At 50.5% G+C, this 18,426-nt stretch carries 19 protein-coding genes; 11 read left to right on the top strand and 8 right to left on the bottom strand.

Annotated features, from left to right (window positions below; genetic code table 11):
- Window positions 1-62 precede the first annotated feature (62 nt).
- The 10 genes from HXZ99_RS05350 (at window position 63) to HXZ99_RS05305 (ending at window position 6,747) form a co-directional block, all read left to right on the top strand.
- Entirely contained in the window at window positions 63-1,055 is a 993-nt protein-coding gene (locus tag HXZ99_RS05350) for a KpsF/GutQ family sugar-phosphate isomerase (protein WP_194756244.1), read from the top strand.
- Entirely contained in the window at window positions 1,055-1,612 is a 558-nt protein-coding gene (gene kdsC / locus HXZ99_RS05345) for a 3-deoxy-manno-octulosonate-8-phosphatase KdsC (RefSeq protein WP_194756243.1), read from the top strand. Before HXZ99_RS05350 ends, kdsC begins: the two co-directional genes overlap by 1 nt.
- On the top strand, window positions 1,609-2,202 hold the full coding sequence (lptC, locus tag HXZ99_RS05340) for an LPS export ABC transporter periplasmic protein LptC (protein WP_194756242.1): 594 nt from the start codon (window positions 1,609-1,611) through the stop codon (window positions 2,200-2,202). The genes kdsC and lptC overlap by 4 nt, the downstream gene beginning before the upstream one ends.
- Entirely contained in the window at window positions 2,162-2,701 is a 540-nt protein-coding gene (gene lptA / locus HXZ99_RS05335) for a lipopolysaccharide transport periplasmic protein LptA (protein WP_194756241.1), read from the top strand. The genes lptC and lptA overlap by 41 nt, the downstream gene beginning before the upstream one ends.
- A 10-nt stretch (window positions 2,702-2,711) precedes the next feature.
- The gene (lptB, locus tag HXZ99_RS05330; RefSeq protein ID WP_194756240.1) at window positions 2,712-3,437 is read left to right on the top strand and encodes an LPS export ABC transporter ATP-binding protein; all 726 of its coding nucleotides are present in this window, start codon (window positions 2,712-2,714) and stop codon (window positions 3,435-3,437) included.
- Window positions 3,438-3,504: 67 nt separating this feature from the next.
- On the top strand, window positions 3,505-4,845 hold the full coding sequence (locus HXZ99_RS05325) for an RNA polymerase factor sigma-54 (protein WP_194756239.1): 1,341 nt from the start codon (window positions 3,505-3,507) through the stop codon (window positions 4,843-4,845).
- A 28-nt stretch (window positions 4,846-4,873) separates the two neighbouring features.
- Window positions 4,874-5,161, top strand: coding sequence for a ribosome hibernation promoting factor (gene hpf, locus HXZ99_RS05320; protein WP_143235452.1), 288 nt, complete (start codon window positions 4,874-4,876; stop codon window positions 5,159-5,161).
- Between the two features lie 5 nt (window positions 5,162-5,166).
- The gene (gene ptsN, locus HXZ99_RS05315; protein ID WP_194756238.1) at window positions 5,167-5,640 is read left to right on the top strand and encodes a PTS IIA-like nitrogen regulatory protein PtsN; all 474 of its coding nucleotides are present in this window, start codon (window positions 5,167-5,169) and stop codon (window positions 5,638-5,640) included.
- Window positions 5,622-6,485: an RNase adapter RapZ gene (gene rapZ / locus HXZ99_RS05310; RefSeq protein ID WP_194756237.1), complete on the top strand. Its 864-nt coding sequence runs from the start codon at window positions 5,622-5,624 to the stop codon at window positions 6,483-6,485. Before ptsN ends, rapZ begins: the two co-directional genes overlap by 19 nt.
- On the top strand, window positions 6,472-6,747 hold the full coding sequence (locus HXZ99_RS05305) for an HPr family phosphocarrier protein (protein WP_194756236.1): 276 nt from the start codon (window positions 6,472-6,474) through the stop codon (window positions 6,745-6,747). The genes rapZ and HXZ99_RS05305 overlap by 14 nt, the downstream gene beginning before the upstream one ends.
- A gap of 33 nt (window positions 6,748-6,780) precedes the next feature.
- Here HXZ99_RS05305 and pmbA read toward each other — a convergent pair whose 3' ends face one another.
- Complete coding sequence (pmbA, locus tag HXZ99_RS05300; RefSeq protein ID WP_194756353.1) at window positions 6,781-8,106, bottom strand: metalloprotease PmbA; 1,326 nt, start codon at window positions 8,104-8,106, stop codon at window positions 6,781-6,783.
- A gap of 132 nt (window positions 8,107-8,238) precedes the next feature.
- Between pmbA and yjgA the strand changes: the two genes are divergently transcribed.
- Entirely contained in the window at window positions 8,239-8,760 is a 522-nt protein-coding gene (gene yjgA, locus HXZ99_RS05295; RefSeq protein WP_194756235.1) for a ribosome biogenesis factor YjgA, read from the top strand.
- A gap of 20 nt (window positions 8,761-8,780) precedes the next feature.
- On the opposite strand, the gene tldD is transcribed toward yjgA, so the two are convergent.
- Genes tldD through mreC form a run of 7 tightly spaced genes read right to left on the bottom strand, consistent with a single transcriptional unit; the run spans window position 8,781 to window position 18,423 of the window.
- The gene (tldD, locus tag HXZ99_RS05290) at window positions 8,781-10,262 is read right to left on the bottom strand and encodes a metalloprotease TldD (RefSeq protein WP_194756234.1); all 1,482 of its coding nucleotides are present in this window, start codon (window positions 10,260-10,262) and stop codon (window positions 8,781-8,783) included.
- Window positions 10,255-11,091 (bottom strand): carbon-nitrogen hydrolase family protein, encoded by an 837-nt coding sequence (locus HXZ99_RS05285; RefSeq protein ID WP_194756233.1) that lies wholly within the window; start codon window positions 11,089-11,091, stop codon window positions 10,255-10,257. The genes tldD and HXZ99_RS05285 overlap by 8 nt, the downstream gene beginning before the upstream one ends.
- A gap of 36 nt (window positions 11,092-11,127) precedes the next feature.
- On the bottom strand, window positions 11,128-14,979 hold the full coding sequence (locus HXZ99_RS05280; protein ID WP_194756232.1) for a YhdP family protein: 3,852 nt from the start codon (window positions 14,977-14,979) through the stop codon (window positions 11,128-11,130).
- Window positions 14,979-16,448: a ribonuclease G gene (gene rng, locus HXZ99_RS05275; RefSeq protein ID WP_194756231.1), complete on the bottom strand. Its 1,470-nt coding sequence runs from the start codon at window positions 16,446-16,448 to the stop codon at window positions 14,979-14,981. Before rng ends, HXZ99_RS05280 begins: the two co-directional genes overlap by 1 nt.
- A 31-nt stretch (window positions 16,449-16,479) precedes the next feature.
- Window positions 16,480-17,055: a Maf family protein gene (locus HXZ99_RS05270; protein ID WP_228517658.1), complete on the bottom strand. Its 576-nt coding sequence runs from the start codon at window positions 17,053-17,055 to the stop codon at window positions 16,480-16,482.
- A gap of 13 nt (window positions 17,056-17,068) precedes the next feature.
- The gene (mreD, locus tag HXZ99_RS05265) at window positions 17,069-17,557 is read right to left on the bottom strand and encodes a rod shape-determining protein MreD (RefSeq protein ID WP_194756230.1); all 489 of its coding nucleotides are present in this window, start codon (window positions 17,555-17,557) and stop codon (window positions 17,069-17,071) included.
- Window positions 17,554-18,423, bottom strand: a complete 870-nt coding sequence (mreC, locus tag HXZ99_RS05260) for a rod shape-determining protein MreC (RefSeq protein ID WP_194756229.1) — start codon at window positions 18,421-18,423, stop codon at window positions 17,554-17,556. The genes mreD and mreC overlap by 4 nt, the downstream gene beginning before the upstream one ends.
- Window positions 18,424-18,426: the final 3 nt, after the last annotated feature.

Raw genomic sequence — 18,426 nt, 5'->3', positions numbered from 1 at the left:
TCATCGTGTCAAATGGTATACTGGACTGATTGCATCATTCGATCACATGGGAACGAACGAATATGACCGCTGCGAAGCATTCCACAGCCGATTCAGACTACATCGATCATGGTCGTAAAGTACTCGCTATAGAGCAAGCTGCAATCGCTGCTCTAACGAGTGCAATTAACGAGGATTTTGCCCGCGCTTGCGCCATTATGATGACCTGCAAAGGGCGCGTGGTGGTTACGGGCATGGGTAAGTCAGGTCATATTGGCGGTAAGATTGCCGCGACCCTCGCCAGCACCGGCACGCCGGCATTTTTTGTGCACCCCGGTGAAGCAAGCCACGGCGATCTCGGAATGATTACCGCGCAAGATGTTGTGATTGCCATTTCGAATTCCGGCGAAACCCATGAAGTACTCGCTATTTTACCCGTGATAAAGCGCTTGGGCGTTCCACTTATCGCGCTAACCGGAAAGCCCGACTCTACGTTAGCCACCCTCGCCGATGTCCATGTGTCGGTGGCGGTTGCAGAAGAGGCCTGCCCGCTTGGCCTTGCGCCTACAGCAAGCACAACAGCCACGCTGGTCATGGGTGATGCATTAGCGGTCGCGCTGCTCAATGAACGCGGTTTTACCGCAAACGATTTTGCCCTGTCCCATCCAGGAGGCAGCTTAGGTAAACGCCTGTTGCTGCGGGTTAGCGATATTATGCATACGGGCGAGCGCGTGCCGAAGGTGGGGGCCGATGCCATCGTCACTGACGCCCTGATGGAAATTTCACGCAAAGGCTTAGGCATGACCACCATTGTCGACGAGCAAGATCAGTTATTAGGGCTGTTCACCGACGGTGATTTACGTCGTATTCTCGACCAGCGTGTTGATATTCATCACACCGCGATCGCCAATACCATGACCACCCAGTGTGTTACCGCCCGCCCTGAAATGCTTGCGGCAGAGGCCTTAAAGCTTATGGAGACCCGCAAAATTAACGGCCTGATCGTTGTTGATGGCAACAAAAAAGTAGTGGGTGCTTTCAATATGCATGATCTCTTACGGGCGGGAGTTGTCTAATGCAAAACCACATTAGCACTTGGTATGGCGATATTTCTGAAAACATCATTGCGCGCATGGCGCAGATTAAATTACTGGTCTGTGACGTTGATGGTGTGTTTTCCGATGGGCGCATTTATCTGGGCGACCAAGGCGAAGAGCTAAAAGCATTTCATACTCGAGATGGTCTTGGGGTGAAGGCATTACTGAGCGCAGGCATTGATGTGGCCGTGATTACCGGACGGCAATCTCATATCGTGCAAAATCGCATGTCTGCTCTGGGAGTCCGCCATATTATTCAAGGGGAGCACGACAAAGCCCGCGCACTGCAACAACTACTTAGCGATACGGGTATTCGCGCAGCACATCTGGCAGCTATCGGTGATGACCTGCCCGACATCCCCATGCTCCAGAGCGCCAACTTAGGCGTTGCTGTTTTTGATGCGCATCCATCTGTGCAACAAGCGGCGGATTATGTCACCCGACAACGGGGGGGCTTTGGTGCCGTTCGTGAGTTGGCCGATCTTATTTTACTCAGTCAAGGTAAGCTGCATCAGGTACAGGAGACGAGTACGTGAACCGTCGCAGTATCTTTATCATTGCCCTTTTCCTGGCTGGGGCAATTGCGGTACTTTGGATCGTGATGGACAGCGACACGGATGACATTGTCCGCCCTGGGGTGGAGCAACAAATTCCCGACTTTACTGCGCGCGGCTTAGAAACTCGCATCTTTGAGTCGGATGGCCGACTGTCGCATCAAATACGCGCCGATCGCATGGCGCATTTCAGTTTGCTGCGGCTTACCGAATTAGAGTTGCCAGTCTATATATCTTACCTCAGTGACGAACAAGTGAACGTTGAAGACGCAGGGGCGGTGTGGCAAATTACCGCACGAACCGGACGCTTGTACGACGATATTCGCCTCGAGCTCGAAGAATCCATTAAAATTGTGAACCAATCTGACGTCGGTTATATCGAACAGATAGAAACAGAATATTTGGCGATTGACCTGCAGCACCGTACTATGCACACCGAAGCCTCGGTTACCATCCGCGGCGATCGCTTTATCGTGCATGGTGAAGGCATGCGCGTCGATTTAGATGCCCAGCAGTTGGAGCTGATACACCATGTTGAAACGATTTTTTATCCTCGTCCTCGCTCCTTGTAGCTTGGCATTTTCTATCGCACTTAGCGCCGATGTGCCATCGGGCTTTCAGCGCGATTTTGAGCAGCCGGTGCAAATTCTAGCGGACAACGATTTGCTCGACTTACAACAGAGCGTTTATCGGGCCACCGGGAATGTGCGGATTAATCAGGGCAGTTTGCGAATTACCGCACATGAATTGGAAGTCACTGGGTTTGATAGTCGCTCCAATGAACCTGAAGTGTTTGCGCTGCGAGGAACACCCGCCACCTACCAACAGGAAATTGAGCCAGGCATTATCGTGAACGCCGAAGCGGCTTCGATTCAGTATGACGCCACCGCGGGCATTCTTACGTTGCAAGGCAACGCTGAGTTGCGTCAAGATGGCAGCCTTGTGCGCGCCGAGCGCATCGTCTACAACCTAGCAACGCAGCAAGTAACCTCCGATCGTGGTGACGAGCAGGTGGAGACTATTTTCCGTCCGCGCCCACGCACACAACAGAACAATAACGGACAGGATTGAGTGTAATACAATGATTACTCTGACTGCCAAACACCTTGCCAAAGCATATAAAGGCCGCACTGTCGTGAAAGATGTCAGCATTGAAGTGAATGCGGGGCAAGTTGTCGGTTTGCTGGGGCCGAATGGGGCCGGCAAAACGACTACCTTTTATATGATCGTGGGGTTAGTCGCAAACGACAAAGGCAGTATCGAGCTAAACGACGAAGATATTACGTTGCTGCCAATGCACTCCCGAGCACGCAAAGGCATTGGTTATTTGCCGCAAGAAGCATCCGTGTTTCGTAAGTTAACCGTGCGCGACAATATTATGGCCATACTCGAAACACGCCGAGACTTAGACGCAGCGGCGCGCGAAGAAAAACTCGATGAATTGCTTAATGAGTTCAGCATTGGCCATATTGTGAATAGTCTGGGCATGAGTCTGTCTGGGGGCGAACGGCGGCGCGTGGAGATTGCCCGTGCATTGGCGGCAGAGCCAAAATTTATCTTACTTGACGAACCTTTTGCCGGCGTTGATCCCATTTCTGTGATCGATATCAAGAAAATCATTCAGCAATTAAGCGATCGTGGTATTGGCGTACTGATTACCGACCACAATGTTCGCGAAACACTCTCTGTTTGTGAAGTTGCTTACATTGTCAGCCATGGTCAATTGATTGCAAAAGGCTCGGCAGAAGAAGTACTTGCTAATCAGCAAGTGAAAGAAGTCTATTTAGGTGACCAGTTCTCCTTGTAATTTTATAGAAAACCCTAATCATTATAGGTACGGGAACGATTTACCTTACTAGCGCAGAGTGGTTCGAATGAGACCAGGTTTACAGCTCAAAATGGGGCAGAATTTAAGTATGACCCCGCAGTTGCAACAGGCGATCCGCTTGTTGCAGTTGTCCACCATTGAGCTGCAATCAGAAATTCAAGAAGCGTTAGAAACCAACCCCCTCCTCGAAGAGCCTGAACAGATTCATCATGATGGTGAGTGGGAAACTTCCTACTCTGCGAGTACTTCCGCCGGTGAGGCGCGTGAAGACGACTATATTTATCAAGGTGAAACAACAGAAAGTTTGCAGAGCTACTTACTCTGGCAGATGCGATTGTCGCATTTTTCACCACTTGATGAATTTATTGCGGAATTAATCATCGATGCTATCGACGATAGCGGTTATTTGACCCAAGATATAGATGAGATTCTGCAAGCCGTTTTAGTGGAAGAACCCGAAGCAACATTGGAAGAAGTTCAGGTGGTACTTAAGCGGATTCAGCATTTTGACCCGATTGGCGTTGGTGCGCGCTCGGTTCAAGAATGCTTACTGATTCAGCTTGAGCAGCGCGCGATCGCTTCCCCTTACTTAGATGCTGCACGGCGCGTGGTCAGCCAACATTTGGAACTTCTTGCAAAACGTGATTACCGCACCTTGGCGCGCAAAAGCCGTCTAAAAGAAGATACACTGAAAGAAGTACTGAAATTATTGCAAGATTTAGAGCCACGGCCTGGTGAGGGTTATGGCAGTGCGGATAACGATTACGTAATTCCTGATGTCTTGGTCCGTAAACATGAAGGTCGTTGGCGGGTTGAATTGAATCAAGAAGCGCTGCCGAAGCTTCGTATTAATCAAATGTACGCAGATATTGCCAATAACGGCTGTAGCAGCCAAGATAGTCAATATATTCGACAACATTTGCAGGATGCTCGCTGGCTCATAAAAAGTGTCGAAAGCCGGAATGAAACATTGTTAAAAGTGGCTCACTGTATTGTTCATCGCCAACAAGCTTTTTTTGAACACGGGCCAGAAGCGATGAAACCAATGATACTGAGTGATGTCGCAGAAAGTATAGAGATGCATGAAAGCACGATTTCTCGGGTTACCACCCAGAAGTTCATGCACACGCCACAAGGTGTCTATGAATTGAAATATTTCTTTTCAAGCCACGTAGGCACTGATGATGGCGGCGAGTGTTCATCTACTGCAATCCGCGCATTCATTAAAAAGCTGGTTGCAGCCGAGAACTCTGCAAAGCCGCTGAGTGATAGTAAACTCGCACAGCTATTGGCTGAGCAGGGGATTCAGGTAGCGAGACGGACCATCGCGAAGTACCGAGAATCTTTAGGGATTCCTTCTTCGAGTCAACGGAAGACACTACTTTAAAATCACGTCAACAGAAGGAAGATGTGTTATGCAAATTAATCTTACCGGTCATCATGTAGAAATTACTGAAGCCCTGCGCGATTATGTCGATAATAAATTTGCTAAACTAGAGCGACATTTCGACCATATTAATAACGTGCATGTGATTTTAAACGTCGAAAAGCTCTTACAAAAAGCAGAAGCAACGCTTCACTTGAACGGTGGGGAGGTGTTTGCAACATCTGAGCACCAAGATATGTATGCAGCGATTGATGGCCTAATTGATAAATTAGACCGTCAGGTGATTAAACATAAAGAGAAACTAAGAAGCCACTAGTACCTATGGACCTAAAAGATATCCTCAGTCCCGATTGCACACGTGCAGCGGTATCAGAGAGCAGCAAGAAGAAAGTGCTTGAGTTGATCAGTCAACTTATCGCCCCTAAGCTTGCTGGCGTTAACAAGTCTGATATTTTCGATAGCTTACTGCAACGTGAGCGATTGGGAAGTACAGGTATTGGATTAGGTATTGCCATTCCACACGGCCGGCTGGAAAATGCCGGCCATCCTGTGGCCGCACTTATCACATTGAGTCAACCCATTGACTTTGATGCCATCGACAATCAGCCGGTCGACTTAGTGTTTGCATTACTGGTGCCCAAAGAAAACCCAGAAGCCCATTTAAAAACCTTGTCCGCTGTTGCCAGTCGCCTCAATGATAAAGACTGCTGCCGCGGGCTTCGCTCAGCCACCAGCGACCAAGCCTTGCACGAGCAAATGATAGGTGAACCTACATCATGCAACTCATCGTCGTAAGTGGACGCTCAGGCTCTGGAAAAACCGTTGCCCTGCGGGCGCTAGAAGACCTCGGATTTTATTGCGTCGATAACCTTCCCATCGAATTGCTGCCCACTTTGGTGCATAGCACGTCATCTCGTTACCCATCGGTGGCAGTGAGTATTGATGTACGGAACCTAGGTAAAGACGAAGAAGTGTTAAGCGACGCTCTTGAGTTTCTTCCCAACGACGTCAAACCTGAAATTCTTTTTATTGATGCGGCAGATGAGGTGTTGATCCGCCGTTATGGCGAAACTCGGCGCATGCATCCTTTATCCCAAGGCGCCCTTACTCTCGCCGATGCCATACATTCCGAGGGACTTATTCTGGAACCCCTTGCTGCCATGGCCAATTGGCGTATCGACAGTACAGATTTGAGTATTCATGAGCTTATCTCGCAAGTAACCGAACGAGTATTGGGGCGAGAGAAGAATCAGCTGATGCTGGTGTTTATGTCCTTCGGATTCAAGCATGGCATTCCGACGACGGCTGACACCGTCTTTGATGCCCGCATCCTACCGAACCCTCATTGGGAGCCGGAACTTCGCCCATACAGTGGTCTTGATGAGCCGGTGCAACATTATTTGGGACAGCAACAACTAGTCACCAAGTTTATTTATCAAGTCGAGAATTTTGTAGGCACCTGGTTGCCCTACTTCCAGCGCAGCAATCGCAGTTATTTAACCGTTGCAGTAGGCTGCACGGGTGGCCAACATCGCTCGGTTTATATCGCCGAGCGCCTTGCAGAAAGCTTTGCCAATCAGCACTCCAGTATTCGCGTGAAACATCGCGAATTAGATAAGAAAAAAAATGCCACAACATAGCCGCCAACTTCTGATTCAAAACAAATTGGGGCTGCATGCTCGCGCTGCAACCAAACTCGCTCGACTCGCTAATGAGTTCGATGCGCGGATATGTATTCGCCAAGGCGAGCGCGAAGTAGATGCTTCAAGCGTGATGGGGCTCATGCTGCTGGCGAGTCAGCAAGGTAAAACCATTGAAGTGAGCGCGGAAGGCGAAGATGCCGAAGCGGCATTGGATGCTATTGAAAAGCTGATCCAAGACCGCTTCGACGAAGAAGAATAACCCGACCCAAGTATCACCAACGCGTTGGCTTGGTTACGAGCCGGCCACCTTCATCTTGCCCAATAATACAGACCCGGTTTGCACACCATGGCGCGGATCCACATCATCGGCGATTGCCTGAATATTCATTAACATGTCTTTTAAGTTGCCGGCAATTGTCACCTCAGTGACTGGAAACTGAATGGTTCCGTTCTCAACCCAAAAGCCAGCGGCACCGCGAGAGTAATCACCACTCACCATGTTTACCCCCTGCCCCATCAACTCAGTGACCAGCAGGCCGGTTCCCATTTGCTGACATAAGCTGTGGAGATCGGCAACTCGGTGTGCGGCATCCGGCCGGACAAACCAATTATGGATACCCCCGGCATGCCCGGTTGTCGGCATCCCTAATTTGCGTCCGGCGTAACTGGTCAGCAGATAGGTATTGAGAATGCCATCACTGACAATAGGCTGGGCCTGTGTGCGCACGCCTTCATGATCAAACGGACTTGAAGCTAAGCCACCCGGCACTAGTGGATCTTCGTCAATGGTTAACCAGGTTGGCAGCACCGCTTTCCCTAAGTGATCGAGTAAAAAGCTACTTTTTCTATATAAACTACCGCCGCTAATGGCTGTCGCCAAGGCACCGAATAGCCCATGGGCTAAATCACGGTGAAAAATAACCGGTACTGAGCAGGTTGGAACAGAACGTGCGCCGAGGCGCGAAATTGTATTTTCCACCGCTTCTTTTGCCACTTGTTCTGGGGTTGCTAAATGGGCGGGATCACGGGCAATCGTGTAGGCGTAATCACGCTCCATGCGCTCGCCTTCTTTGGCGATGGGCATGCAACTTAAGCTCTGTCGAGAGCTCATATAATGACCAGTAAAACCATGGCTATTCCCATACACGCGGAATCCACAATGACTCGCAAAATGCGCGCCATCTGAATTGACAATCCGTGCGTCGGCACTTAAGGCAGCTTGCTCACAGGCCAGTGCCCACTCCATTGCATCCGCAGGATTCTGGGTGGCAGGATAGAAGAGTGCCGGATCCGGGTAATCAAAAGCCATCAACTCCGCATCGGCTAAACCCGCAAAGGGATCCTCGGAGGTAAAACGAGCAATCGCATCGGCCTTTTCAACCGTCGCCCGAACCGCTTCCGCTGAGAGATCCGAAGTACTCGCAGAACCTTTACGTTGCCCACGATACACGGTAATTCCTAAACTACCGTCTTGATTAAATTCAACGGTTTCCACTTCACCTAAACGGGTACTGACGCTAAGACCGCGAGAATGGGAAATGGCGCACTCGGCCGCGCTAGCACCGCGTTTTGTCGCTTGCTTAAGCGCCGCTTCTACTGCCTGGATCGCTTGATCCATATCCGGCTGTAGCTGATCTGCTGATGTTTTCTTCAAAGTATTCAAACCTAACCTCGTGTTCCTGTGCGATTCGGCATATCTTAGCCGGCTGCTTCCTGATAAAATTAGAGCATTGAACAAAGGTAAAACACTATGCACTCTGATCATCAGGACGAAAATTTCGACGATTCCGAATCCAGTAAAAGCCAGCGTAAACGTGAATCGCAGGCCATGCATGATCTCGGAATCAAGCTCGTCAAACTGGGCAAAAATACACTGAAGCAATTACCTCTTGATGAAGAGGTTATGGCTGCCGTGTTATTAGCCCAAAAAATTGAAAACAAGCGCGAAGGGTATCGTCGCCAGCTTCAGTTTATCGGTAAATTATTGCGTCAACGCGATACCGATGCGTTGCTAGCGAAGATTGACGAAATCGAAAACCATTCGCTCTATCAAGCGGCTCACTTTCACGCGATCGAACGCTGGCGTGACCGCATTATCAATGACGGCGACGACGGCATTCAGGCCTTTATTGACGACTACCCACGGGCTGACCGTCAGCAACTGCGTCAGTATGTGCGCCAAGCACAAAAAGAGCAGGAACAACATAAACCACCGGCCGCCTCACGCGCGTTATTTAAGTATCTCCGCAGCATTGTAGACAGCCAAGCCTAAAGCCGCGATGGGGGCACCCTTTATTCGGTGCCTCCCACCGTCATTGCATCTATTTTCAATGTCGGCTGGCCAACGCCTACGGGCACGCTCTGACCATCCTTACCACATACACCTATACCGCTATCCAATGCGAGATCATTGCCAATCATGGATACTCGGGCCATGGCTTCTGGGCCATTGCCAATCAAGGTAGCGCCTTTCAAGGGAGCGGTAATTTTGCCATCTTCAATTAAATAGGCTTCCGACGCACTAAACACAAACTTGCCCGACGTAATATCGACTTGACCACCCGAGAACTGCGGCGCATAGATCCCACGTTTTACCGACTGAATGATCTCATCCGGCTCGTGCTTGCCACCGAGCATATAGGTATTGGTCATGCGGGGCATGGGTAAATGCGCGTACGACTCACGACGACCATTCCCGGTGGGTGCAACACCCATTAACCGCGCATTCATTTTGTCCTGCATGTATCCCACTAAGCGCCCGTCTTCAATCAGCACGTTATAGCCTGATGGAGTACCTTCGTCATCGACACTCAACGAACCTCGACGATCCTTAATGGTGCCATCATCAACGATGGTGCAGCCTTTTGCGGCCACCTGCTCGCCCATGCGACCGGAATATGCCGAGGCGCCTTTGCGGTTAAAATCACCTTCAAGGCCATGACCGACCGCCTCATGAAGCAATACCCCCGGCCAACCTGCTCCCAAAACCACTGGCATCGTGCCTGCTGGCGCTGGTTTGGCTTCTAACATGATCAAAGCTTGCCGAACTGCCTCTTCAACATAACTGAGGTAGCGACGTTTTTCATTGTCAGCGGCGCCCGCCTTGGGTGCCTGTTCGAGCCACACCGGTTGCATAAAATACTGATAATCAACGCGACCGCCACCGCCGCTTGAACCGCGCTCGCGGCGACCGTTTTGTTCCGCCAATACGGAGCAATTCAGCCGCACTAACGGACGAATATCGGTGGCCAAGGTGCCATCGGTTGCGGCAACAAGAATTTCTTCATAGACACCCGTTAACGATACGGTTACTTCACTAATCCGCGGATCCAGTTTACGGGCGTGCTTATCCATTGCTTGCAATAACTCGATTTTTTGCTGCTCACTCCAGCTCGCCAGCGGATTATCGGCAAGATACAATGCCGGCGCTGACACGTCACTTAGCACCGTTTGCTTTGCCGACTTCCCCGCTGCAGCAATACCGCGCGCGGCAATAGCCGCACGCTCTAACGATGCTGCATCAATACTGTCTGCGTAGGCAAAGCCGGTTTTCTCGCCGGCGATCGCACGCACACCTAAGCCTTTCTCAATATTAAAGCTGCCGCTCTTGACGATACCGTCTTCCAGTACCCAGGCCTCATTAATACTGCTTTGCAAATAGATATCTGCATAATCAATAGCGCCTGAATGAAGGGTATCTAAACAGCGGGCAAGCTGCTCTGTACCCAATCCTGAAGCGGCTAACAGTTGATCATGGACCACTGGGTTAATCATGAATAAAACGTACCTCAAATTGATTGTGTTGCTGTACTGGCATGCGTGTTCGCACAGCTTTTAATGCGTCTAAGTCGGGACGAACAGTCATTACACCCGTGGTCTGCTGCTGTTCGACCAGCACCCTTCCCCAGGGATCCACCACCATGCTGTGTCCCCACGTTTGCCGACCATCGTCATGTGTGCCGCACTGATTGGGCGCCAACATATACACTTGATTTTCAATCGCGCGTGCTTGCAGTAGCGGCTGCCAATGGGCGCGTCCGGTCACTTCGGTAAATGCTGAAGGGAGCGCAATAAGCTCTGCTCCCATCCCGCACAGCGCCCGAAACTGCTCAGGGAAACGAAGATCGTAACACACCGCCAAACCTAATTTCCCAAAAGGCGTGTCCACCACTTTAAGTGCTTGACCCGGCCGCGTATATTTTGATTCTCGATAACTTTTAGTGCCATCCTCCACATCCGCATCGAAAAGGTGAATTTTATCGTAGCGGGCATGAATGGCGCCATCGGCGTTAAACAATAGCGACGCGGCAGCATAACGTTCGCCTGCTTGTAGTGGCAAGGTTCCTGCTAAAATCCAGAGGTTGAACCGTCGGCATGCGCTGGCAAGCCAATCTTGAACTTCGCCGCTGCCCTCTGGTTCTGCAAAGTGCCCTTGCGCCTTTTCGCCGGCGCCGAAACGAGCAAACATTTCCGGCAGCACCACTAACTGAGCCTCGTCTTGATGCCTAGCTTGTGCGGCTTCGTTGAGTAAGGCGTCGAGAATTTCTTTATTCTCGGCCCAATTGGCTCGTGACGTCCATTGCAATAAACTGATTGCGGCCATCGAAACGCTCCTATTCAGCGGTGCTAGAATTCAACATTACTCATTCTGTCCGGAGTTTTCGCGCTGACTTTCGATATGTTCAGGTAACTCTCGGGGCAATACATCGTCTGCCATTTCAGGAAGCTCAACTTCGGTTGCGTCGCGACGTACCTCGGTAACCACAGGATCTGACATGGTGCCGCTAATTTGATACTGCAACCGCGATATAACCTGCGCATCATGAAGCATACGATCGATAAATAAGGCCGCCAAACCGCTCGGTGGATTGACCATAAAGGCCAGAAGCACTGGGATACTCGATGTTACCTTGGGGACGTATGTTAGTTGATAGTCCAAGGTTTCATCGGCTAAGTTGGTTTGGCCGCGCACGGTCATATCACCGGCCGCTCCATTCATACGGGTATTTTCTGTGCGCACGATACCTTGTTCTAAATTGAGCGTACCACCGAAACTGGAGTAGAACATACCTCGGGCAAAAATATCCCGAAAATCTAGCGTTAGCTTACGTAAAATACTTTCCATACTCAGTACCGAGAAAATGCGCGCACCCCCATCGGAGACATCCCGCAAATAACCCGGACCGAGTTGCCAATCCACCTGCCCCGACAACGTTTCTGTGTTCCAATCAAGCAATCCACCTTGCCATTGCAGTTGGTAGCGGATTGATGCGCTTGAATCCCGCACGGTGGAATTAAAGCCGAGATCGCCCAATAATGCACCCACGTCACCGGATTCAAACTGACCTTGTAAAATACTTTGAGTCGGCTCGCCAGGACGCCAACCGGCACTACCTTGCAATCGAGTGTTGCCTCGACGCACATCCAACGCATTAATTTGCGCACCATAGTTGTTCGGCTGGAACTCAAAGCGAATCTCGCCGAGTAACTGATCATCATAACGGCAAATCCGACAAGTCACTTGCATTGCGGGCAGTTCATCGAGCCAGCGTCGATCGGCAACAACCCTTTCATCCGTGGTATCTTCAGGCAGTCGTTGCAGGTCCAAGAAGTCGAGGTTCAATCGAAGTATGTCTGAATCGTCATTGCTGCCAATCTTGCCACGCACGTTGTCAGCATCAATATCAATTGACCAGCCGCCGTTTTCTTCCGCCCCGCGAATCTGGGTATGAGCAAACGTTTGCCCAGCAGTGTGAAGTTCATCAATGCGCCCTTCGAGTCGTCTGAACGGCGGTAGGATTTGCAATTCATCCGTGTCATTCACTTGTGGCGTGACGAGCCCCACAACCAAGGGCAGCCATTCCTCAAGAACAGCTGAAGATAAGCCTAGATATGCTGACAATCCGTCGGCTGGTGACGCACCAATGACCACCGGACTATCACCGATAATAATCTCAAAGGCATGAAACCCCTCACCTAACTGCATATCGCCGCGCACTTGCGCGTGCTCACCAAGTTGCGCCCGTGCCTGTAAACGTTCTTGGTTTCCGTTCACCTGGGTGACTATCTTTGCGCTGGTCCCCGCAGCCTTACCCAGGGGCGCAGGCAAGCGCATTTCCATATCGGCAAGTTGGGTATCCATCAACCACTGATAGTCAAAGCCTTCATTCTTCAGGTTTAAGGTAAACTCCGCCTGATGTTCAAGCCGACCTTGCAATAGTTGCAAATTTGCCTGTTCAGGAAAACGTTTCTGTAGTGACTCACTGGTCCACGAGCCAAAAATATCGGCCTTGATCACATATGGGTGTTCTTCGCCGGTGCCACCTTGCAAAGAAAGGCTAATCGGTTGATCGAACACATGAGCATCATCACTGTGAAAGCGAATTTGATCGTTATGGAATGACAGTTCCCCATGCACACGTTGCAAAGTTAGGGCTACTGGCTCGATATAAATATCCTGGCCGTTCAGATCAACAGTGCCCTGTGCAATCACAGGCTCGTCTGAAAATGGAATGTCTAACGTAAAACTGCCTTGCAGCTGCCCATCGGGCTGAACGATGGCCAGAGTGGCTGCCACCGTGTCTGCTAGCGGGCTTTGCTCAAATAATGCCTTGAGTTGCTCGGCTGTTGCATCCACATCGGAGCGAATATAGAGCTTGGTCGGGCTTCCCACCAAAGGGGTTATTTCTCCATGCACATCACCAAGGGCAATACCGTGTAACTCGCCCCCTCGGGTTCTAATATGCAAAGAGTCGTGCTCGAAAACCAACTCCGCTTCGGTATTAAGAATTGCTGGCCATTCGGGACGGAACTGAAAATTAAGATCGCGAATCAGCGCGCGGGCTTGTAACACGCCTTCTGCCTTCATATAGGGAAGATCCGTAAGCGCCCCTCGCCAAGCCATACTTAAGGCATCAATTTGCCCCCGTTGCAGGGACTCGGTGAGATATTCGCTCAAACCATTACCCAGTTGTAGCGGCAACAACGCCACCACATCGAATACATCCATGCCGCGGCTGCCGCCAGTCAGCAACCATTCTACTTGAACTGGGTCACCGCCGCGGCTGGTAAAACGCATGGATTGACGCACATCGGCGTTAGGCAGTTGAAAATAAGCATCAGCGACAGCGAATTCCCAAAACCCCCGGCGTTGATTCCAATGACCGTTGACGGAAAACTCGGACAAGGTTTTCTTATCGGTGAAAGTGGATGGTGACGCAAGATTCACTTGTTCGCCCGTTAACTCAAAACGTCCTTCGTTTTGCGTACTCCACACTTCCAGTTGCAACCCTTCTATTCCAGGCACCGCCTGAAATGGTAACCAACCCAATTCATCAGCACGCACATAAAACTGCCAATTGCGAGATTGCGTTAACTGGATTTGCGCCTCTCGAATAAAGCCTTGAGCCTGGAGTCCATCCGACCAATCTGCGACCACCTCACCCGGACGACCGAATAATCCCCACAAGGGTGCAAAATCGAAAATTTCAATATCAGCCAGATTCCAACGATGGGCACCATCGCGATAACGCCATATCACCCGATCCAAAGGCCATTCACGGTCATCTAGCTCCACCAGTAGCGGAGTACTGTTCATCAGCCAACCATCGGTGCGCGGCTCAACTGTCCATGTTGTGGGACGTGTCACTAACCGATGATTTTCACCGGAACGTTCCCATTCAAGAATATTCTCACCTAGCTCCACTTGGCCGGAACGAAATTGACCTGCACTAACATCCAACCAACCCTGTACGTTAAATTCCGTGCGCAGAATATCCGAGGTGGTGGTCACTTGGGTTAGCCAAGGCGAAATATCCAAGCTCTGGGCTTCAACATAAATGCTTCCACTCAATTGCTGCAGCGAATCGCCATCAAGATCCGCCGTAAAATTCAATGCATTTGCGGTTACATCGGGAACTTGAAAGCGGCCCGTGGCTTGGCGCCGATCGCCATCGCGGCGCCACGTGAGGAGATCAATTTGGATCGTTCGCGGTTTCTGAGCCCCAATATACAAGGTAAATTGGCTATCTCGGACTTCAAAATGTTCGAGCTGCCGCAAAAACAGGCTTTCAATGCCTTCAGGAAGCTTTGCATCACCATTACCGGGTTGGTAATGGTAGTGCGCTGTCACACCCGAGAGCACGAAATGCTCGAACACCCAATCCCGTTGGAGCAAGCTTTGCCAGAAATTCAATTGCACATGGGCACGCTGTACCGATAAATCGTGCGGGTATTCGTCACTTAAATTAAACTCGAGCGACTCCAATACGAGCATCGGGCCAAGCGCGCCCCAATCCGCATTTAAGCTTGCGATACTAATATCTTGGTCGTAGCGCTGGTTAATTTGCTGCTCGATACTTGCCCGGTAGTTCTCCGCATAAGGCAGCGCAATACGGGCAACACTCAAAAGCACGGCGGCGGTGACCAATAGAATGATCACCGCTAACCATAGCTTTCGAATCGTAAAGTGAATCGCCCGTTTTATTGCCACTACATCATTACCACGTCAAATTGCTCCTGGTGGTACAAAGGTTCCACTTGGATCTTAATTTGTTTGCCCACAAACACTTCCACTTCAGCCAGAGCCTGCGACTCCTCGGTAAGTAAGCGGTCGGACACCGCCGCTGAGGCATACACCACAAACTTATCGGCAGCGTAAGCGCGGTTCACCCGCACAATTTCACGCATCACTTCATAGCACACGGTCTCCACGGTTTTCATGGAGCCGCGCCCTTTACACACCGGACATTCCGATGACAGCACATGCTCTAAACTCTCACGGGTGCGCTTGCGGGTAACTTCCACTAAGCCCAGCGACGTAAAGCCAGAAATACTGGTTTTTGCCCGATCTTTGCTCAGTGCAAGCTCTAAACTGTGCAATACTCGGCGTTTGTGATCATCATTTTGCATGTCAATAAAATCAATGATGATGATGCCACCTAAATTGCGAAGGCGCAGTTGCCGCGCAATGGCTTGAGTCGCCTCGGTATTGGTATTAAAAATGGTCTCTTCTAAATTGCGGTGCCCTACAAATGCCCCGGTATTGATATCGATGGTGGTCATCGCCTCGGTTTGGTCGATCACCAGGGTACCACCCGACTTCAATTGTACTTTCCGGTCTAAGGCCCGTTGAATTTCATTTTCCACATCGAATAAATCGAAAATTGGTCGCTCGCCCTCGTAATATTCCAAGCGATCCGCCAGATGGGGGATAAATTCCGCGACAAATTCTTGCAGCTGGGTATAACTAAGACGTGAGTCAACGCGAATTCGTTCCAATTCAACACCAACAAAATCCCGCAACACCCGGCTTGCCAAATTTAAATCTTCATACAACACGCCGCCCTTTGCATTTTTCTTGCGACGCTCTTGGATTTTATCCCAGAGTCGGCGTAAGAAGCTGGCGTCTTGGGTGAGCTCTTCTGTGCCAGCGCCCTCTGCTGCGGTGCGGACAATAAAACCAATATCGTCGTCGCAAAAACTTTCTACCGCCTGACGCAATCGTTCCCGCTCTTTATCGCTTTCGATGCGTTGCGACACCCCTACATGATTGGAGCGCGGCATCAATACCAAATAACGGGACGGAATTGTAATATCCGTCGTTAGGCGAGCCCCTTTGGTGCCGAGGGGATCTTTCACCACTTGCACCATAATGTGCTGACCTTGCCGCACCAATTGCGAAATATCCGGTGCCGGAATCTGCTCTCGATCAAGCTCTTCTACGTGATCAATGTGGGTAATGATATCTGAAGCATGCAAAAACGCGGCTTTCTCCAAGCCAATGTCGACAAACGCAGCTTGCATTCCAGGCAGCACTCGACTTACCTTGCCCACATAGACATTGCCCACAAGGCCGCGGCGCGATTGCCGTTCAATATGAATTTCCTGCAAGATTCCGTTTTCCACCAAAGCGACACGGGTTTCGCTTGGGGTTACATTAATCAGGATTTCTGCACTCATGAGCCATCTCGCTTGTTCATTGTGTTATGCCTTAAATACCGATGTGGGCGCGTAGTAACTGATCGGTTTCATATAATGGTAATCCCATTACCGCAAAAAAACTGCCATTTAGATGAGCCACAAAGGCTCCAGCAGGGCCTTGGATACCATAACCGCCCGCTTTATCTAAGGGCTCACCGGTTTGCCAGTATCGGGCAATATCCTCGTCGCTGAGTTCCCGAAATTGAACCTCAGACGGCACCAAAATGGTTTCACTTGTGGTGGCTGTGGTTAAGTTTACCGCGGTATATACATAATGGCTGCGTCCACTCAGCAACTTCATCATTTCTTGATAATCGGCGACATCTTTGGGTTTTTCTAAAATCCGCTGATCCGCTACCACGATGGTGTCGGCGCCCAACACCCGCCAGTCTTTGTGTGCGTGTTCTTTACGGAGCAACTGAGCGCATGCGCCAGCTTTCTCGCGGGCGAGTCGCTGGACGTAGTCTTGGGGTGACTCCCCCGGCTCGGGTGATTCTGGGATATGCATGGGGCGGACGGTGAATTCGACACCCAGTAGTGCTAATAACTCGCGTCGGCGCGGTGATGCAGAAGCTAAATACAACATATAGATATCCCGCTTATTTCATTTGGAAGCGACGGCGGATTTTCCGGAAAATGAGAAATATCCACGGCCAAAAAATCGCAGAGCTTAACGCTGGCCAGAAATAATGCAGCATAAAGGGCGCGTTATTGAGGTAGTGTTCCAACATAAACACCATGCCGCGCGCCAGCAAGACCAGCAATGCGACCAGCAACGCTTGCTGGGATAACGAAAAATTACGAATCCGAGGATAATGTCGTGCTGCAGGGTAACACACCACGGCATAGGCCGCTGCGTGGAAGCCAAGTGTAGAACCCAGTAAAATATCCACTGCGAGCCCCACCAAAAATGCCGAGATTATATTGACCCGATGCGGCAACGCGATAATCCAATAAATCATTGCGATGAGTGGCCACTCTGGACGCCAGGCAGCTAAGGTAATGGTCATCGGCATCACCGCGAGTATCAGACTGAACAATACCGTGATAAAAATAACGAACCGTTGCACCATGAGTCGGGAAATCATGTTTCATCCGCCTCTTGTTCTGGTCGAATGGGCTGATGATCACTATCGGCGTCCCACAACAAGAGGAGCATCCGAATGCGATCAAGATTAGCGACGGGAACTGCCCGCACGCGCGCAAAAGGTAGCGATTCATCGCGCACAATCGTCTGTATACGAGCGACTGGATAGCCTTCAGGGAACACCCCGCCAAGCCCTGAGGTTAACAATAAATCGCCTTCCTGCAGCTCCGTGGAATGGGGGACATGCATTAGCTCAAGAATACTGGTATCTCCGACACCTTGGGCGATAACGCGAATACCACTTTCGGCAGCGCGGGTTGGAATCGCATGGCTTTGATCGGAGATAAGGATCACACGAGCCGTGGTTACCCCCACGCTCGCCACTTGGCCAATCACGCCTTGTGCATCAATCACCGGCTGGCCGATAAACACACCGTGGCGCGTACCCTTATTCACCACTACCTGATGGCTAAAGGGATCAGAGTCAACGGCAATCACCTCAGCGACCATGCGCAATCTGTCTTCGCGCGCGTCGCTCGCAAGAAGGGTTCGTAGCCGCTCATTTTCAAGCATCAAGAACTCATAACGCTGCATTTTGCCTTGTAACGACAGCATTTCTTCTTTCAAGAGGTCATTTTCCCGAATCAGCGCTCGGCGACTTTGCACTTGCGAAATAAAATTATCTAATGCCTGCTCAGGCATCACTGCAAGGTACTGAACCGGGCTAACTAACGAGTTTAAAAACATGCGCATGGGCTGCATAGCACCCAAACGATGGTCGAGAAAAATAAGCAAAAACGCTAGCGACAAGGCTAGCGTTAAGCGAACTTTCAATGAGACAGAACGAACAAATAATGGTGTAGACACAGT

This window comes from Aliidiomarina indica (genome assembly GCF_015354615.1).
GTDB lineage: Bacteria > Pseudomonadota > Gammaproteobacteria > Enterobacterales > Alteromonadaceae > Aliidiomarina > Aliidiomarina indica.
This window is presented reverse-complemented; position numbering and strand designations above follow the sequence as displayed.

What these genes read in the sequence shown, in the direction of transcription:
- HXZ99_RS05350 (WP_194756244.1), top strand. Translation starts at nt 63, where the DNA reads ATGACCGCTGCGAAGCATTCCACAGCCGATTCAGACTACATCGATCAT.
- kdsC (WP_194756243.1), top strand. Translation starts at nt 1,055, where the DNA reads ATGCAAAACCACATTAGCACTTGGTATGGCGATATTTCTGAAAACATC.
- lptA (WP_194756241.1), top strand. Translation starts at nt 2,162, where the DNA reads ATGTTGAAACGATTTTTTATCCTCGTCCTCGCTCCTTGTAGCTTGGCA.
- lptB (WP_194756240.1), top strand. Translation starts at nt 2,712, where the DNA reads ATGATTACTCTGACTGCCAAACACCTTGCCAAAGCATATAAAGGCCGC.
- HXZ99_RS05325 (WP_194756239.1), top strand. Translation starts at nt 3,505, where the DNA reads ATGAGACCAGGTTTACAGCTCAAAATGGGGCAGAATTTAAGTATGACC.
- hpf (WP_143235452.1), top strand. Translation starts at nt 4,874, where the DNA reads ATGCAAATTAATCTTACCGGTCATCATGTAGAAATTACTGAAGCCCTG.
- ptsN (WP_194756238.1), top strand. Translation starts at nt 5,167, where the DNA reads ATGGACCTAAAAGATATCCTCAGTCCCGATTGCACACGTGCAGCGGTA.
- rapZ (WP_194756237.1), top strand. Translation starts at nt 5,622, where the DNA reads ATGCAACTCATCGTCGTAAGTGGACGCTCAGGCTCTGGAAAAACCGTT.
- HXZ99_RS05305 (WP_194756236.1), top strand. Translation starts at nt 6,472, where the DNA reads ATGCCACAACATAGCCGCCAACTTCTGATTCAAAACAAATTGGGGCTG.
- pmbA (WP_194756353.1), bottom strand. Translation starts at nt 8,106, where the DNA reads ATGGATCAAGCGATCCAGGCAGTAGAAGCGGCGCTTAAGCAAGCGACA.
- yjgA (WP_194756235.1), top strand. Translation starts at nt 8,239, where the DNA reads ATGCACTCTGATCATCAGGACGAAAATTTCGACGATTCCGAATCCAGT.
- tldD (WP_194756234.1), bottom strand. Translation starts at nt 10,262, where the DNA reads ATGATTAACCCAGTGGTCCATGATCAACTGTTAGCCGCTTCAGGATTG.
- HXZ99_RS05285 (WP_194756233.1), bottom strand. Translation starts at nt 11,091, where the DNA reads ATGGCCGCAATCAGTTTATTGCAATGGACGTCACGAGCCAATTGGGCC.
- rng (WP_194756231.1), bottom strand. Translation starts at nt 16,448, where the DNA reads ATGAGTGCAGAAATCCTGATTAATGTAACCCCAAGCGAAACCCGTGTC.
- HXZ99_RS05270 (WP_228517658.1), bottom strand. Translation starts at nt 17,055, where the DNA reads ATGTTGTATTTAGCTTCTGCATCACCGCGCCGACGCGAGTTATTAGCA.
- mreD (WP_194756230.1), bottom strand. Translation starts at nt 17,557, where the DNA reads ATGATTTCCCGACTCATGGTGCAACGGTTCGTTATTTTTATCACGGTA.